The sequence below is a fragment of the Prescottella equi genome, from assembly GCF_002094305.1.
Lineage (GTDB): Bacteria > Actinomycetota > Actinomycetes > Mycobacteriales > Mycobacteriaceae > Prescottella > Prescottella equi.
In genome coordinates, this window is sequence record NZ_LWTX01000009.1 from 23,853 (window position 1) to 39,242 (window position 15,390).

Annotated in this window: 16 protein-coding genes and 2 tRNA genes; 9 read left to right on the forward strand and 9 right to left on the reverse strand. The window is 67.3% G+C overall.

Translation table 11 applies throughout. From position 1 onward, the window contains the following. Window positions 1-29: 29 nt before the first annotated feature. Together A6I89_RS19540 and A6I89_RS19545 are read right to left on the reverse strand one after the other, a co-directional pair. Window positions 30-710 carry an HAD family hydrolase gene (locus tag A6I89_RS19540; RefSeq protein WP_022593456.1) on the reverse strand — a complete coding sequence of 227 codons (681 nt, stop codon included), beginning with the start codon at window positions 708-710 and terminating at the stop codon, window positions 30-32. Then, on the reverse strand, window positions 707-1,537 hold the full coding sequence (locus A6I89_RS19545) for a DeoR/GlpR family DNA-binding transcription regulator (protein WP_022593457.1): 831 nt from the start codon (window positions 1,535-1,537) through the stop codon (window positions 707-709). Before A6I89_RS19545 ends, A6I89_RS19540 begins: the two co-directional genes overlap by 4 nt. Window positions 1,538-1,981: 444 nt before the next feature. Here A6I89_RS19545 and A6I89_RS19550 point away from each other — a divergent pair, with 444 nt between their 5' ends. The 4 genes from A6I89_RS19550 to A6I89_RS19565 are packed head-to-tail and all read left to right on the forward strand — an operon-like array spanning window position 1,982 to window position 5,853. Beyond that, entirely contained in the window at window positions 1,982-2,821 is an 840-nt protein-coding gene (locus A6I89_RS19550) for a carbohydrate ABC transporter permease (protein ID WP_175271608.1), read from the forward strand. Beyond that, window positions 2,821-3,693 (forward strand): carbohydrate ABC transporter permease, encoded by an 873-nt coding sequence (locus A6I89_RS19555; protein WP_005516240.1) that lies wholly within the window; start codon window positions 2,821-2,823, stop codon window positions 3,691-3,693. Before A6I89_RS19550 ends, A6I89_RS19555 begins: the two co-directional genes overlap by 1 nt. A gap of 40 nt (window positions 3,694-3,733) precedes the next feature. Next, window positions 3,734-5,107 carry an ABC transporter substrate-binding protein gene (locus A6I89_RS19560; RefSeq protein WP_005516239.1) on the forward strand — a complete coding sequence of 458 codons (1,374 nt, stop codon included), beginning with the start codon at window positions 3,734-3,736 and terminating at the stop codon, window positions 5,105-5,107. Continuing rightward, window positions 5,107-5,853: a glycerophosphodiester phosphodiesterase gene (locus A6I89_RS19565; protein ID WP_005516238.1), complete on the forward strand. Its 747-nt coding sequence runs from the start codon at window positions 5,107-5,109 to the stop codon at window positions 5,851-5,853. Before A6I89_RS19560 ends, A6I89_RS19565 begins: the two co-directional genes overlap by 1 nt. A gap of 343 nt (window positions 5,854-6,196) precedes the next feature. Here A6I89_RS19565 and A6I89_RS19570 read toward each other — a convergent pair whose 3' ends face one another. Together A6I89_RS19570 and hisC are read right to left on the reverse strand one after the other, a co-directional pair. Further along, window positions 6,197-7,900, reverse strand: coding sequence for a bifunctional metallophosphatase/5'-nucleotidase (locus A6I89_RS19570; protein WP_022593462.1), 1,704 nt, complete (start codon window positions 7,898-7,900; stop codon window positions 6,197-6,199). Between the two features lie 79 nt (window positions 7,901-7,979). Continuing rightward, window positions 7,980-9,065 (reverse strand): histidinol-phosphate transaminase, encoded by a 1,086-nt coding sequence (hisC, locus tag A6I89_RS19575; protein ID WP_044990306.1) that lies wholly within the window; start codon window positions 9,063-9,065, stop codon window positions 7,980-7,982. A gap of 61 nt (window positions 9,066-9,126) precedes the next feature. Here hisC and A6I89_RS19580 point away from each other — a divergent pair, with 61 nt between their 5' ends. The 3 genes from A6I89_RS19580 (at window position 9,127) to A6I89_RS19590 (ending at window position 10,150) form a co-directional block, all read left to right on the forward strand. Then, complete coding sequence (locus A6I89_RS19580) at window positions 9,127-9,855, forward strand: dienelactone hydrolase family protein (protein WP_022593466.1); 729 nt, start codon at window positions 9,127-9,129, stop codon at window positions 9,853-9,855. An 87-nt stretch (window positions 9,856-9,942) separates the two neighbouring features. Then, window positions 9,943-10,034, forward strand: a tRNA-Ser gene (locus tag A6I89_RS19585). A gap of 43 nt (window positions 10,035-10,077) precedes the next feature. Next, a tRNA-Arg gene (locus A6I89_RS19590) sits at window positions 10,078-10,150 on the forward strand. A 93-nt stretch (window positions 10,151-10,243) separates the two neighbouring features. Here A6I89_RS19590 and A6I89_RS19595 read toward each other — a convergent pair. Both A6I89_RS19595 and A6I89_RS19600 read right to left on the reverse strand, forming a co-directional pair. After that, window positions 10,244-10,456, reverse strand: coding sequence for a hypothetical protein (locus tag A6I89_RS19595; protein ID WP_139791980.1), 213 nt, complete (start codon window positions 10,454-10,456; stop codon window positions 10,244-10,246). Window positions 10,457-10,463: 7 nt separating this feature from the next. Further along, window positions 10,464-10,916: a DUF5994 family protein gene (locus A6I89_RS19600; protein ID WP_022593469.1), complete on the reverse strand. Its 453-nt coding sequence runs from the start codon at window positions 10,914-10,916 to the stop codon at window positions 10,464-10,466. Window positions 10,917-11,212: 296 nt separating this feature from the next. Between A6I89_RS19600 and A6I89_RS19605 the strand changes: the two genes are divergently transcribed. Further along, window positions 11,213-11,665, forward strand: coding sequence for a DUF5994 family protein (locus A6I89_RS19605; RefSeq protein ID WP_022593471.1), 453 nt, complete (start codon window positions 11,213-11,215; stop codon window positions 11,663-11,665). A gap of 65 nt (window positions 11,666-11,730) precedes the next feature. Here A6I89_RS19605 and A6I89_RS19610 read toward each other — a convergent pair whose 3' ends face one another. Beyond that, window positions 11,731-12,066 (reverse strand): hypothetical protein, encoded by a 336-nt coding sequence (locus tag A6I89_RS19610; protein ID WP_022593473.1) that lies wholly within the window; start codon window positions 12,064-12,066, stop codon window positions 11,731-11,733. Between the two features lie 290 nt (window positions 12,067-12,356). On the opposite strand from A6I89_RS19610, the gene A6I89_RS19615 reads away from it, so the two are divergent. Then, window positions 12,357-13,238 (forward strand): phosphatidylinositol mannoside acyltransferase, encoded by an 882-nt coding sequence (locus A6I89_RS19615; protein ID WP_044990308.1) that lies wholly within the window; start codon window positions 12,357-12,359, stop codon window positions 13,236-13,238. Window positions 13,239-13,278: 40 nt separating this feature from the next. On the opposite strand, the gene A6I89_RS19620 is transcribed toward A6I89_RS19615, so the two are convergent. Both A6I89_RS19620 and A6I89_RS19625 read right to left on the reverse strand, forming a co-directional pair. Further along, complete coding sequence (locus A6I89_RS19620) at window positions 13,279-13,500, reverse strand: hypothetical protein (RefSeq protein WP_037084727.1); 222 nt, start codon at window positions 13,498-13,500, stop codon at window positions 13,279-13,281. Window positions 13,501-13,686: 186 nt separating this feature from the next. Next, on the reverse strand, window positions 13,687-15,156 hold the full coding sequence (locus A6I89_RS19625) for an alkaline phosphatase PhoX (protein ID WP_087576482.1): 1,470 nt from the start codon (window positions 15,154-15,156) through the stop codon (window positions 13,687-13,689). Between the last annotated feature and the right edge of the window lie 234 nt (window positions 15,157-15,390).

A 15,390-nucleotide genomic window follows, 5' to 3' on the forward strand; every position in this document is an offset into this window, starting at 1 on the left:
GGACGGGACGTCCCCCACTCCCGTGCGGTCTACCGGGCAGTGACGAGTTCGTGTAGGTGTGCTGCTGTCCGGCCTGCCAGCGTGGGCCACACCGTGTGCCCCGAATCTGTCGGCAGCGGAACCATGTTGGGGACACCGAGAGTGACCACCCCCGATGCCTTCGCCGATGCCAGGCCCGGGAGCGAGTCCTCGATCGCGATCACACGCTCGTGTGTCACGCCGGCCCAGGTGCGCTGCAGCGTCTCGACGGCCAGCAGATACGGTTCGGGATGCGGTTTGCCCGACGTGACCATGTCGCCTGTGACCAGGAACTCGAACGTATCGGTTGGGAGCATGCGGGCGATCTCCGCTGCGAGTGGCCTCTCGCTCATCGTGACCATGGCGCATGGAATTCCCGCGGAGCGGACGTCGGCGAGCAACTCCCGCGCTCCGGGACGCCACGGCACCTCGGTGCGGACCTGCTTGATCACGGAATCGAGAAGGGTGTCGATGATCTCGCGGATCTCCAGCCGAACACCCGCCGCTTGGAGTGCGGCGGCGGAGTGCGGTAAAGCGCTGCCCACCAGTGCGGTCGCTTGCTCGGGACTCCATGGAACACCGTGTTGGGAAAGAAGTTCGGTCTCCGCCCGGAACCAATAGGGTTCGGTGTCCACAAGGGTCCCGTCCATGTCCCACAGCACCGCCTGCACGGCGGTGTCGAACTCGATCACTGTTTCTCCTCGTTCGTCTCGTTTGAATCGCGGTCTTCACCGTCGTCGGGGGAGACGACGGTGATCGACACCCCCCGTGCACGGAGGGCATCGACCAGTCCCTGTGGTGCAGCGGAATCGGTCACGACGTCGTCGATCGCGGACCAATCCGACACCAGGTGCAACGACGTTCCGTTCAGCTTGCTCGAGTCCATCAGAAGCACCCGCCGGCGTGCCGACCGGAGCATTTCCGCCTTTACCGCGACGATCGACTCCTCCTGATGGTAGGTGCCGTCGGCGTCCGCGCTCGATGTCGAGAAGAAGGCGGCGTCCACACGCAGTCCCCGAATTGCGGCCACCGCGGCGATGCCGAGGAACGACTCGTGTCCGGTGTCGTAGGTGCCGCCGATTGCGGTCAGCGAGGCTCGGCCGTCGGCGGCGATGCGGGAGAGCGAGGGCAGGTAGTTCGTTGCTACGTGTAGATCCTCGATTCCGAGCAGGTAATCGAGCATCGTTGCCGCCGTTGTGGAATCGTCGAGCAGTAGAGACTGCCCGGGTTCCACGAAGCCCGCCGCGGCCGCGGCGATGGCACGCTTCTGCGGTACCGCGACCAGGCGGCGAAGTGTTGCCGGGATCTCGTACGTGCTGGTCCGTTGGACGCTCACCCCGCCGCGGAACTTCCGGACTACACCCCGCCGCTGCAGCTCGTCGAGGTCCCGATGGATGGTCATGAGTGACACCTCGAAGTGAGCCGCGAGACGCTGGGCTGACGCATCCGGCTGTGCCAGTAAACATTCGAGGATCAACTCCAGTCGCTCCTGTCGGGACTCGCTGATCGATCGGGTCATGGTGTCACTCGCTTCCGTTCGGACTCGTCTCCGTTCCCTACATATCAACGTGAGTGTGATTAACGAGTTGTGAACTCGACGAGAAGCTTTGCCTGACTACGGTCGAACCCCGCCTGACACGGCATCGCGGGCCGACGTCCCGGTATCATCAAAAAGCCTGCACAGTAACAGTATTGATCGGATTTCAGCGGGTATACGGACGCCATGCAGTCGGTCGAGCGGCCTTTGACCTTCGCCGGATCGAGTGCCAATATCGGCCCTGGCCGAGCTCGGAGATAACAGCCGGGTGATATCCAGGAAAGGTCCGTGGCCGTGTCCCTGACAGTCCAGCGCCCCGCCCCGCCGGCGCCCGCGCCGCCGCCATCGACCCCGTCGCCGGAACGATCCGTGATATCGTCCCGACGCCGTAGCCGACGGCGCCGTCGCGAGCATCTGTTGTTCGCGATGTTCGCGTTTCCCAATCTCGCGCTCATCGCAGTGTTCGCCTACTGGCCCGTGATCGGCAACGCCTACCTGAGCCTGACCAGGTGGGACATGATCGCTCCGAGTCCGACCTTCGTCGGATTGGAAAACTACACGACGCTGTTCACCGATCCGTCGTTCCTGCGGGTGCTTCGGATCACCGGGGTGTGGGTGGTCTCGGTGGTGGGCGTGAGTCTCGCCGGCGGTCTGGCGTTGGCATTGCTGTTCGCAACGAAAGTGCCGGGAAGGAAGGCTGTTTCAGCGCTGGTTTTCTCACCGCACATTCTGTCCGGCGCCGCCGTCGCCGCAGTGTGGCTGTTCGTCTTCGACCCCAACTACGGACTCTCGCGGGTCGCCTTCTCGTTGTTCGGGATGGACTCGCCGCACTGGACGACATCGAGCAGCTGGGCGCTGCCGGCGCTCATCATCGTCGCGGTGTGGAAGGGTGTCGGTTTCGTCGCGATCGTCTATCTGGCGGCGCTGCAATCTCTCCCGGGCGACGTTCTGGAAGCGGCGCGGCTCGACGGGGCAGGAAGGTGGAAGACTTTTCGCCACATAATCTTCCCGTTGCTCTCACCCACCACCTTCTTCCTCACGGTCACGCAGATCATCGGCGCGTTCCAGTCTTTCGACCTGATCGCCATGATGACCGGTGGAGGCCCGGCGGAGGCGACGACGACACTCAGTTGGTTCATCTACTCGCAGGGCTTCATGCAGTTCAAGGCCGGTACCGCCGCGGCCGGCGCCATGATCATGTTCGTGCTGCTGCTGGTCGTCACGGTCGTCCAGATGCGCTACGTCGAGAAGAAGGTGCACTACTAATGTCCACCTCGACCCTGTCCGAACGTGATCGGTTTGCGCGTAGGGCCACGGCCCGGCGGATCGCGAAACTGCCGGCAGTACTGGCGATCCTCGTCGTCGGCCTACTGTTCCTGATCCCCTTCTTCTGGATGTTCAGCTCAGCGTTCAAGCCGGAGGACGAGATCTACCGATGGCCATTGCAGTGGATCCCCACCGAACTGGTCCTGGACCACTTCAGGCGAGCCTGGGATGCCGTCCCCTTCGGGCAGTTCTTCGCCAACTCGATGATCGTGACGGCCGTCGGCGCCCTACTCAAGGTAATCCTCGCGGTCTTCAGCGCCTACGCGTTCGCGTTCCTGCGCTTTCCCTTCAAGAAGGTGATCTTCCTGGCGGTGCTCGGTGCGCTGATGGTGCCCGGACACGTCACGCTACTGATCAACTACATCACCATCGGCAACCTCGGGCTGATCAATACGTATGCGGGTATCTTCCTACCCGGTCTGGCCAGTGCCTTCGGCACCTTTTTGCTGCGCCAGCACTTCCTGGCGCTTCCGAAGGAGGTGCTCGAAGCCGCGGAGCTGGACGGTTGCGGACATCTCCGGCGGCTCACCCACTTCGTCCTGCCGATGGCGAAACCTGCGGTCGTCACGGTCGCGCTCATCGCCGTGATCGACGAATGGAACGACTTCATCTGGCCGCTGTTGGTCACCAACTCGGTGCAGATGCGCACCCTCCCCATCGGCTTGATGTTCCTCAAGGAGACCGAGGGCGTCGACCAATGGGGCCCGATCATGGCGGGCACCGTGCTGGTGGTGCTGCCGATGCTCCTGCTGTTCCTGTTCGCCCAGCGCTACATCACCGCCGGCCTTGCCGGCGCCACCGTCAAGAACTGAATCCCTTACCCCCTAAGTCCCTGATCCGAGGAGATCCCTCATGTCCGTGTTCTCACGCGCGGGTGCGCCCACCACATCGTTGAGCCGCCGCCGTTTCCTCGCCCTGGCCGGGATGACGGCCGCGGCTGTACCGATCCTGTCGGCCTGCGGGTCGCCCAGTGGTGCGTCCGCCGGCGGCTTCTCCCAGCCTGACGTGGCGCCACCGGCACCGTTCAAAGGTCGCACCAATGTAGTGGTGTGGAGTCCCTGGTCGGGAACCAACCACGAGGCCTTCACCGGCCTGGTCACCCGTTTCAACGAGTCCCAGTCCGACGTCTACGCCGAGGTTCAGCAGTTCAAGGGCTATGACGGTGTGACGGAGAAGCTTTCGGCTGGTTTGCAGGCCAGGCAGATTCCGGAGATCGCGGTCTTCTCCGATGTCTCGTGGAACAAGTTCTTCCTCTCGGATATGGTCGAGCCCCTCGACGGGTACTTCACAGGCGACTGGAATGCCGACACCTATCACCAGCGGCTCTTCGCGGAGGGTGTGGTGCGTGGTTCGTCGTACTGGGTGCCGTTCGGGCGTTCGACACCGCTGTTCTACTACAACAAGCAGATCTTCGCGGATGCCGGGCTGCCGGATCGTGCTCCGCAGACGTGGGACGAGTTCCGGGAGTGGGGCCACAAGGTCTCGGGTCGGAATTACCGGGGCAACAAGGTGGCTATGCGCGCCTACACCGGCGCCGACGATTGGTACTTCCAAGGTTTGTTGTGGAACTACGGCGGTTCGATGTCGCAGGGGCTCGACGTGACGTTGGATGCCCCAGCCGCGATCGCGGCAGCGGAGTTCGACCGTGCGCTGATCAATGACGACAAGGTGGGCTATCTCGCGCAGGATTTCGTCACCGACTTCAGCAACGGTCTGGTCGCCACCATCACCAACTCGACCGGCGTGCTGACCGGGCTGACGAAGGGTGCCGACTTCGAAGTCGGGGCAGGATTTCTGCCGACCGCGAAGGACGTCGGCGTGCCCACCGGCGGTGCGGGGCTGTCCATCCTCAAGAACGCCGATCCCGAGCGAAAAGCCGCCGCAGCGAAGCTCATCGAGTTCTTGGCGCAGGACGTCCAAGCGGGTGACTGGGCCGTCGACACCGGATACCTGCCCGCAACACCCGGCGCGACCGCGTCGCCGGCGGTTACCAAGCGGATTGCCGAGAACCCCAGCTATGGCTTGGCAGTGCAACAACTCGACATCGCCCGTCAGCCGGACGCGGTGCGGCGCTATGTGTCTTCGACTATCACCGAGGTTCGCGGCGCCATGCAGAAGCTCTACACCGAGAACGCCGACCCGGCCACCGCGCTCGGGGCTGCGGCGAAGGTGATCCGCAAGGACACGGATGCCATTCGGGCCCAGTACGAGGAGAAGGTGGCCTGATGCCCGTACTGCACCTCCCGTATGCCCTTGTCGGACATCGCGGCGCGATGGCCGAATCGCCGGAGAACACATTGGCCTCGTTCCGGCTCGCTGAGAAGATCGGCGTCCACGAACTCGAGTTCGACATCCGACTATCGGCTGACGGCATCGCGATCGTCCTGCACGACGCCACACTCGACCGGACCGCGTCCGAGGAGAGCGGGCGCGGGCTCGGGCCCGTCGCCGAGCTGCCGTACGAGCGCATCGCTGCCGTCGATGTCGGTGTGGGGGAGAAGGTTCCCACGTTCGAGGAAGTGCTCGACGCGACCACCGTCACGCTGCAAGTGGAGATCAAGGCCGTCGACGCGGTTCCCGAGGTGGCGCGGATTGTTGCCAGCCGCCCCTACGATGCCCGCCGGATCCGATTCACGAGCTTCCTACCCGACGCGCTGCTCCGGTTGCGGCAACTGGCCCCCGACGTTCCGCGGGGGCTGATCACAGTCGGCTATCCCGATGCGGAGCGGCATACCGGGGGGATCGAAGAGGTTCTCGTCGAGACCGCCGCGTCCGCCCTCTACAGCGGCTGGGACGGACTCACCCGCGACGTGGTCCGCGGCTTGCAGGACACCGGCTACGAAGTGGGGGCGTGGCCGGTCCGCGGCGTCGACGACGTGCGGATCGGGCTCGCTTGGGGCCTGGTGAGCGGGACCGTCGACGATCCGCGGGCGGCGAGGGAGTGGTTGGCGGAGGCGAGGCAGGTGGTGTGACGACGCTCCGTTCCGGGGAGGAATCGGCGGCAGGGTCGACTGACACCTGCCAGCTGCTGCTGGTTCAGATCGACTGTGGGGTCGAGCGCCGCATCGAACGCTCGACCCACGGCCGGTGGCACCGAGCTCAGGCGCCGAGTGATCCGCTGAAGAAGTCGAGAGCGCCGAACAGATCGGAGAAGGCGCCGAAGAACTCGGACAGGTAGCTCAGGTCCATGGGAGAAAAACCTTTCGGTCGTAACGGGTTACGCGGTTGCGCACTGCCATGCTGCACACCCCGGCTGTGGGCCGGCTTGAATCCGTCTGGCAGTTCTCTGGCAAACCCGTGCCGCGCCGAGTGATGTCAGTTCGGGGCCGCGATCGCGATGCGTCCTGGTGCGGGCGGCGCGACGGGGGAGTGGGCTTCGAGGTACGAGGTGAGGGCTTCGAGATCGTTTCCGGCGGAGGCGGGTTCGGTTCCGCCACGCAGAGCGGTGAACCCGTCGCCGCCGTCGGCCAGGAACTTGTTGACCGCAACCCGGTAGCGGCCGTCCGGGACGACGGTGGTGCCGTCGACCCGCAGATCGGCGATGCGGGCGCCGACGGGCGCAGCGCGGTCGATGCGGTACGTCAACGACGCCGACGGCGCCAGGATCAGCTCCAGCGTCGAGCCGTCCGGTCTCGTCTGGAACTGTTGCTCCAGAACTTCTTTCAGCTGCGCGCCGGTGAGGGTGCGCACCTCGAGCGAGTTCACGAACGGCTGCACCTGGTAGGCGTCGCCGAACGTCACCGTCCCGTCGGCGCCGCGGAGCAGGTCGGTCCGCACGCCGCCGGGATTGGTGAGAGCGATCTGCGCGCCGCGGCCGCGCGCGGCCGCGAGTTGGGCGTCGGCGATGAGGTCGCCGAGCGGGCTCTCGCCGCCCGGTCCCGGCTCGCGGGTGATGTCGGCGGTGATCGCGCCGACGGGTCGCTGCGCCACCTCCGCCGACTGCACGCCGGCACGGGCCACCAGGTCGGCGACAGCGGGATCGGGCGGGATGTCCCGCGTGACTATCTGATTGAAAGCCTGGGTGCTCGGCCGGTCGACCTCGCCGGTGGCCCGGTCGAGCGTCATGTCGACCACCGAGACGATCCGGCCGTGGGAGGCCGCCTGCATCACCGGCCGTGGGTCGCCCGCCGGGTCGTCGACGCTGCAGTTGTACTGGGCGTGGCTGTCGGCGGTGAAGATCGCGTCCACCAGCGGCGTCGCGCGGGTCGCGATGGTGCGGACCGGGCCGTCGGCGAGGTCGCACGAGTTGGGCCCGCCGACCGTCGGCTCGTCCCCGCGGTGCAGCAGCACGACGACCGCGTGGACGCCGAGGAAGTCCAGTGTCGCGGCGGTCCGGTCGATGGTGGCGAGTTCGTCGCCGAACTCGAGTCCTGCGACACCGTCGACCGCCACCTTCGCCGGGGTGTCGGAGGGCATCACCCCGATCACGCCGACCGGGACGCCGTCGACGTAGTCCACCGTGAACGGGAGCGTCGCGGGGGTGCCGTCGGCGAGAGCCATGTTCGCCGCGAGAATGGGGAACTTCGCGCCCGCGAACTCGGGTTCGAACTGGCAGCCGTCGACGGTGTGGCAGCCGCCGGTCTGCATCCGCCGGAACTCGCCGAAGCCCTCGTCGAGTTCGTGGGTGCCGACCGAGGCGGCGTCCACGCCCATCGTGTTGAGCAGGTTGACGGCCGGTTCATCGTGAAACAGTGCGGATTCGATGGGGGAGGACCCCCAGTTGTCGCCCACCGAGTAGAGCAGCGAGTTCGGCGCCTGCCCGCGCAGCTGCCGAATGTACGCGGCGAGGTACGCGGCCCCGCCGGCGTCGACCGGTGGGCCGTCGGGACGCAGGATCTGTGCCCGCGCCCCCTGCGGCGGTTGCAGGCTGCCGTGCAGGTCGTTGATCGCCAGCAGGCGGACGGGCACCTTGTCGACGTCCGGCGGGCGCGCCTGCGCGGTGTGGATGCCGACGGTCAGCGACGTGCCGAGCGCGGCGGCGAGAACGATCGCGGGGCCGCGTCGGCGGCGTCCGGACAAATCGCTTCCTGGTCGGCACACCGGGACGAGTTTGCCAACGAATCGGTGGTGGCGGACCCGTCGACCGATAACGGTTGGATTACACCGTGGGCGACCCGGCCGGGATCCCGGCCAGTTCCTGCGCCGCCGGCGACGTCGCGAACGCGAGGAACGCGTCGTTCTCGTGGGGATCGCCGATCGTGATCCGCACCCCGTCGACGCCGTACGGGCGGATCAGCACGCCGGCCTCGGCGCTCGCCTCGCCGTACGCGGCGGAGCGGTCGGCCAACGGCAGCCAGACGAAGTTGGCCTGCGACTCCGGGACGTCGTAGCCGGCGGCCCGGAGCGCGTCGCGGACCCGGTCGCGCTCGGCGACGACGTCGTGCGTGCGGCGGAGCAGTTCGTCCCGCGCTCCCAGGCACGCGATCGCAGCGGACTGCGCCACCGCGTTGACGCTGAAGGTGATGTGGACCTTGGCCAGCGCGGCGATGATGGCCGGATCGGCAACCGCGTACCCGACGCGCAGCGCGGCCAGGCCGTACGCCTTGGAGAAGGTGCGCAGCACCACGACGTTGCGGCGGGTGCGGGCCAGGTCGATGCCGTCGACGCCGGACCGGTTGTACTCGAAGTACGCCTCGTCGAGCGCTACGACGACGCGGGCCGGGACGGCGTCGAGGAAGCGCTCGAGCTCCTCGCGGCCCAGCGCGGTGCCGGTGGGATTGTTGGGGTTGCACACGAAGATCAGACGGGTGCGGTCGGTGATCGCGGCCAGCATCGCATCCAGGTCGTGGCCGTGCTCGGGGGTGAGCGGCACCGGGACCGAGACCGCGCCGGCGACCTTGGTCACGACGGGGTACGCCTCGAACGAGCGCCACGCGTAGACGACCTCGTCGCCCTCGTTGCACGTCGCCTGGACCAGTTCCTGGCACAGCGCCACCGAGCCGCAGCCGGTCGCGATGTTCTCGGCCGGTACCCCGAGCGACTCGGACAGCGCGCGGATCAGCGCGGCCGACGTGTTGTCGGGGTAGCGGTTCGCGACGGACGCGGCGTCCGCGATGGCCTGCGCCACGCCGGGCAGCGGACCCTGGGTGGTCTCGTTGCTGGCCAGCTTGATGGCCCCGGGATAGCTGCGGCCCGGCACGTAGGTCGGGATGGATTCGAGGTCTGCGCGGGTCACGGGGGTCACGATGCGATTATGCGCCCCGCGATCGCGTGCACTGCCGCCGTGGTCGTGCCAAGGTTGATTCATGCCGGGGATCTTCCGGGACGACGCCCCCTTGCGCTCCGACGTCGACGCCCCCGTGGAGTCGGAGGAACGCGTGCCGCTCACCGCCGTCGAGCCGGATCGACCGGCCCGCGGCGGCATCGTGCTCCTGCACGAATCCCGAGACTTCGCTCCCGCGCTGCTCGATCTGATGCGCGCGCTCGCCGCGGAGGGCTGGGTGGTGGCGGCCCCGCACCTGTTCCACCACGAACCCGCGCACAGCGACAGCGAGGTGTTCGGCGAAACCCTGTTCGCGGCCTTCGACGCCACCTTCGACTGGCTGGTCGGACGCGGCATCTACCCGGACTGTGTGGGCGTCCTGGGCTTCGACGACGCTGGCACCGCCGCGTTGCTCGTCGCGACGAACCGCCCGGTCGGGGCCGCGGTCAGTGTGTCGGCGCACGGCATCGTGGCACCGCTCACCGACGACACCCCCGCGCTCGTCGACGCGGCGCCGGCGCTCCGGGCGCCCTGGCTGGGCCTGTACGGCGAGGACGATCCGCGAACCCCGCCCGAGCATGTCGAGCGACTGCGGGATGCCGTGGCGAGGTCGGACGCGCCCACCAACATCGTCAGCTACGTCGGACTCGCGCACCGCGCGGACGAGCCGCCCGTCCCGGAGCCGTCGGCGGACGACGACGATCCGCTCGTGGTCGCGATCCTCGACGCCCAACGCCGGATCTTCGACTGGTTCGACAGCAACCTGAGATAGGAGATGACGCTGACCAGGCGTTTTGCGTTTGCTGGCGAACTCTGTGTAATGTTTCGCCCGGCGGATCGGAAACGAGCCGGCCCCCAAGGAGGCGTGCCAGAGCGGCCGAATGGGACTCACTGCTAATGAGTTGTCCCCCTTAAAGGGGACCGGAGGTTCAAATCCTCTCGCCTCCGCCACACTGGTCCTTTCGCGGGTCCAGTACAACTGAAGATAGAACATGCGCCCGTAGCTCAACGGATAGAGCACTTGACTACGGATCAAGAGGTTAGGGGTTCGAATCCCTTCGGGCGCACATCAGAAAGACCCCCACCTGCAGTGATGCAGGGGGGGTCTTTCTCGTTCCCAGGAAGAGGGCATTTGCCGCCGTTTGGTGATGTGGGCGGGCTCACGCCTCGCCGTCGACGGTGCCCTCGAACCGATGTGCCGTGTAGGCGTCGGCTGCGGCGACTGCGCCACTGTTGATCCATCGAGGTCGCTCGCTCGCGCCTTCACGACCCGCCGACATCGCCTGCCAGAGGTCGCGTGCCAGTCGCTGGATCTCGTCCACTCCGACGTCGTTGCGTTCGACGACGTCGAAGGCGACGATTCGCATTGCCATGCCGTCGTCACCCCTGTCCGACGAGTTCGGCTGGAGAGTCGAGGAGCAGGGCCATCTGTCGGTATCCGTACGCGGTGTCTGCGCCCGGCTCGACGATGGCGATGTCGATACGACTTCCGTTGCGGCCGTCGACCCTCATGACTCGGCACGGCTGGCCGGGCTCGGGGCCGGTGACGTCCAACCCGTCGTCCGAGTCGATCTGGCGTTGCATCGCGCTGACCGCGTTCCAGTCGAAACGGATGCGCGCGACAGGGCCGAGTCTCGGGGTGAGAGCGACGACGAGGTCATGGAGTTCGATGCTCAGGTTCTGGGTGCGCGGCCACCACACCGCTTCCACCTCACCCAGGCTTCCGGTGCTGAACAGCAGCCTGGTGATGCGGGTCGGGGCAGAGAAGGGCTGGCCTCCGTCCCCCGGCGGAGATTCCAGGCGAAGGTCGAAATGGGCAGGAGTTTGCGTCATTCGAGACGCTCCTTAGCGTGGCCGCGAATCGGCCTTGATTTCCAAAAGCGGCCCGCACGGGAGTGCCGATGCGTGGATAGCTGCGATGACTCGACCGTACACGTCACGAGTCTGCTGAACGCCCGGGCTCGCGACCGGGCTGTTTCGTGCGCCCCGCTTCCTCGAGCCACCGCGCCGGGACGTGTGACGCGTAGGCTGAAGGTATCGACGTGCTAGGTCGCCGGCGGTTCTCGTACGGCAGTGCATCGGTCGGACAAGGATCGGTTTCGTCCTCCGATGAAGGAGCGGCAGGAGTCATGACACGACAACCGGATCTGGTCAACGGCCTTCTTTACGAGGTCGAGACCGCGGACGGCCTGCAGCCGTTCCCCGTCCCGACTCGTACTCCACGACTGGTCCTGCGTGGGCAGAAGTCGGGGTCCGGCCAGATCGCCGGTGCGTGGTGGCCGTGGACTTCGAACCTCACCGCTCAATTGCACGACCTGATCTCGGTGCTGGCACCGCGAACGGGGCCGATCGAGCGGATCGCATTCGATTGGGACATGCTCAGCATCAACCAACGTCGAATCGACAACACCGATGGGATCCGGTTCACCGAACCGCTGCCGGGGCAGCCCGCCGGGGTCATGTGCCTGATCGGCACGGATAGGCGCGGCACCCTCCTGGTGGTGATTCCACCGACGACCCAGCCGCAACGCGCTTACGACGACATGCGATCGATAGTCGACGACGGCTACCGGGTGGCATAGACACTCGGCGTCGAGGCGACCGGCTGATCAGGCGCACGCCGAGAGTTGTTCGTCTGCAGGTAGATTCATGCACCCTGCTCGGTCGGCGGCGGCGGGGTCTTACGCTGTTGCTCGGCGCGTGCGGTGTCGGCCCGGTGGATCTGGTCGAGTTCGTTTCGGGCGGCGCGCCCCCGTCGGGAGGACCGCCGGGCTCCGGCCAGAAGTAGCGCGAGGCCGGCCACGCCGACCGCGCCGACGACGACGCCGAAGAGGAAGAGCGTCCCGGTCGATCCGGTCACGTGGTAGCCCAGGATGGAGAAGTCATCCGTTATCGCGTGCTCACTACCGCCGTTGGTCAGGACTCCCGCGACCGCGATCACGATGGCTGCGATGAGGAGAATCAATCCGATGATCACAAGCATGTCGACTCCAGTCGGAAGTGGGTGTTCAGGGGCGTGGGACGTATACCCGTTCCTGGACCTCTTCACACCAATGCCGTGCCGTACGGTCGGACGATCCTGACGTTCCTCCGGATCCGACAGCCTCCTGAGTCATGCGCGAAGCGCGACAACACGATTGCGAGGTATTTCGTCGTTCCCATGTCTCTCTCGGGGGAGGACACTCGGAGAATGAGGCTCGGAATCCACTCCCCGCCGAATCACAGCAGGGGTGTCTGTTGCACTGCTGCGGTCCGCGTCGACGGCCGCGGCCGATGAACCCCGGGGACCGGGCCTGGGATCTCGGGTATGCGGCAGGTTGGCGGTTGGTGCGCGCCCTGCCGGAGCGGTCGGCGAGGCGACTGTTCGACTTCGCGGCTGATCGCGCGGCCCGGGGCGGCGGCCCGGACCAGCTTCGTCGCAATCTGGCCCGGGTGCTGTCCACGACGCCTGCGCAGGTGCCGGACGATCTCGTGCGGGCAAGCCTGCGTTCCTACGCCCGCTACTGGTGCGAAGCCTTCCGGCTCCCGACGATGGATCCGGTGCGGCTGGTCGAGGAGATCGAGTCGTCGGCCACGGGGCTCGGCAACATTCACGAGGCGGTCGAGCGCGGCAGGGGTGCGGTTCTGGCTCTGCATCACAGCGGAAACTGGGACATGGCCGGTGTATGGATCGCGCGACGCGTGGGTCCGCCGGTCGTCGTCGCCGAGCGCCTCCGGCCCGAATCGCTGTACCGCCGGTTCGTGCGATTCCGGGAGGGGCTCGGATTCGAGATCATCCCCCTCACCGGCTCCGCGCAACCACCGTTCGAACAACTGACCACGCATCTACGCCGCGGGCGGATCGTCGGGCTCCTCGCCGAACGCGACGTGACCGGCACGGGCGTGCCCGTCACGTTCTTCGGCGAACCGACTCGCATGCCGGCCGGGCCGGCGCGGCTGGCGCTCGACACCGGTGCGCCCCTGCTACCGGTCAACTGTTGGTTCACACCCGACGGCTGGGGGTTCCATGTCGGGCCGCCGATCGACACCAGCGGTGGACTGCAGCCGACGACTCAGGCGATGACCAGCCGGTTCGCGGCGGGGATCGCCGCACACCCGGCCGACTGGCACATGCTGCAACGGGTGTGGACCGCCGACATCCGGGTCGATCGGTAGCACGCGGTATGCACTGTGCGTCCACGTATTTCGTCGACGGCTACTCCGACTCCAACCACCGGTGCAGCGCGCTGCGTGACTGCGCGATCTTGTCGTCCCACGCTGCGCACTGCTCGCACTGTGGATAGGCGAGACCGTCCGGCCCTACCCCGGGCTCCCGGTCGGCCCGGGCGATCCGCATGCCCGCCGGGCAGTCCAGGAAGTTGTGGTACACCCGCGCCGCCCCTCGTCGAGTCGAGAAATACGGCAGGAACTTCCTCACACTTCTTCACCCCGGGATGCCGATCGAAATCCGATATGCCCTGACGATGCCGTCGGAGGTCCCCATTCGGATAGGGGACAACGCCCCGTCGCTCCAGGGGCTTTCGTCCTGGACGAACCCGAATGGAAACGCCGGACGCCCCCACCTGCGGTGTGCGGGTGAGGGCGTCCACGGGTGACGGAGGGTCTACGAGCCGAACGGCAACTCCAGCGAGCCGAAGGAGAAGCCGGACGAGCCGGCGGACGAGCCCGTCGATCGGCGCCACGGCCCGCGGATCGCGACGGTGATGCCGGGGCTCTGGATGTTGGCGTACAGCGTCTGGCCGTCGTGGCTGAACGCCGGACCGCAGAACTCGCTGTCGTTCAACTCGTTCCGGGCGACGGAGAACGGCTCGCCGCTCTCGGTCACGCCGATCAGGTGGCTGATGCCGTCGCCGTCCTCGGCGAGGATGAGACCACCGTGCGGCGAGACGGTGATGTTGTCGGGGCCGTCGTAGTTACCGGTGTCGACGGACGGGTCGGGGTTGACCCCGAACAGCGTCTTCAGTTCGACGGTCTGGGTGGCCGGGTCGTAGAACCACACCTGTCCGTCGTGCTCGGCGACGCTGCCGTCGCTGGTGCGGGCGAAGCTGGCGACGAAGTACGCGCCGCCGTCGCCCCACCACTGCCCCTCGAGCTTGCGGCTGCGGGTGACCTGGTCGTTGGTGAACTGCTTGCGCACCGAGGTGGTCTTGGCGTCGCGGTCGGGGACGTCGACCCACTGCACGGTGTACTTGACCCCCGGCGTCGCGGCCTGGGCGAGGTCGGGCACGTGGGTGCCGTCCTGGAAGCACTTCATCGCCTGCAGGCTGCCGGCGGTGTCCCCGCCCGGCGACTGTGCGAGCGCGTGGAACGCGCCCGGTCCGCCGACGAAGCCCTGCGGCGGCGTCCACCGGAAGAACAGGCCGTTGGGGCTGCCCGCGTCCTCGGTGAGGTAGACCGCGCTCGACGACGGGTCGACGGCCACCGCCTCGTGCGCGAACCGGCCGAGGAACTTCAGCGGGATCGGGCTCTTGCCGACGTTCGCAGCCTGGCTCGCCGGATCGACCTCGAAGACGTAGCCGTGGGCCTTGGTGAAACCGTTCGACCCGGCACGGGCCTCGGTCTCCTCGCACGTGAGCCAGGTGCCCCACGGGGTGATGCCGCCCGCGCAGTTGTTCACGGTGCCCGCGACACTGACGTACTGGGCCTGACGCGCGCCGCTGCGGTCGAGCGTCGTCGTGGTGGTGCCGCCGCGGGCGCCCGGGTCGTAGGTGAGGCCGTCGACGGCCGGGACACCGAACGGCTCGCTGCCACCCACCTCGTGGTTGGTGACGATCGTGGTGCCGTTGCCGGCCGCGAACACGCCGTTGGCGTCGGGATCGCTGGGGAACGGGACGCCGCCGTCGAGCAGCGTCTCACCCGAGCGGGAGACGATCGTGTACGAGAAACCCTTGGGCAGGGCGAGGATTCCGGCGGGATCGGCGACGAGCGGGCCGTAGCCGATCGCGGCACCGGGGGCGGCGCCCGCGACGGCGGGGCGGAACAGGGTGCCCACACTGCCGGCGAGCGTCACCCCGATTCCGGCGAGGGCGGTGCGCTCGAGAAACGTGCGGCGGTTGAGCGGTGACATGGGCACGATGCGGCCTCCCTGTTGATGATCAAGGTCGGGAGGAAGGTAGGACGGCAACCGCAACGACAGAATGCGGCCGGATGGCCGGCCGGTGAACCGGGCCGGAACTTCCGCGTACCGGCGCCGGATCGTAAGCCGCGCGTGTGATTGCGGGCCGCGCAAACGAAAGTCCCCCACCGGATTCGCCGGTGGAGGACTTCCCGTTGCGGAGGACCGCGGTGTACGCGCGGCCGCGCTTCG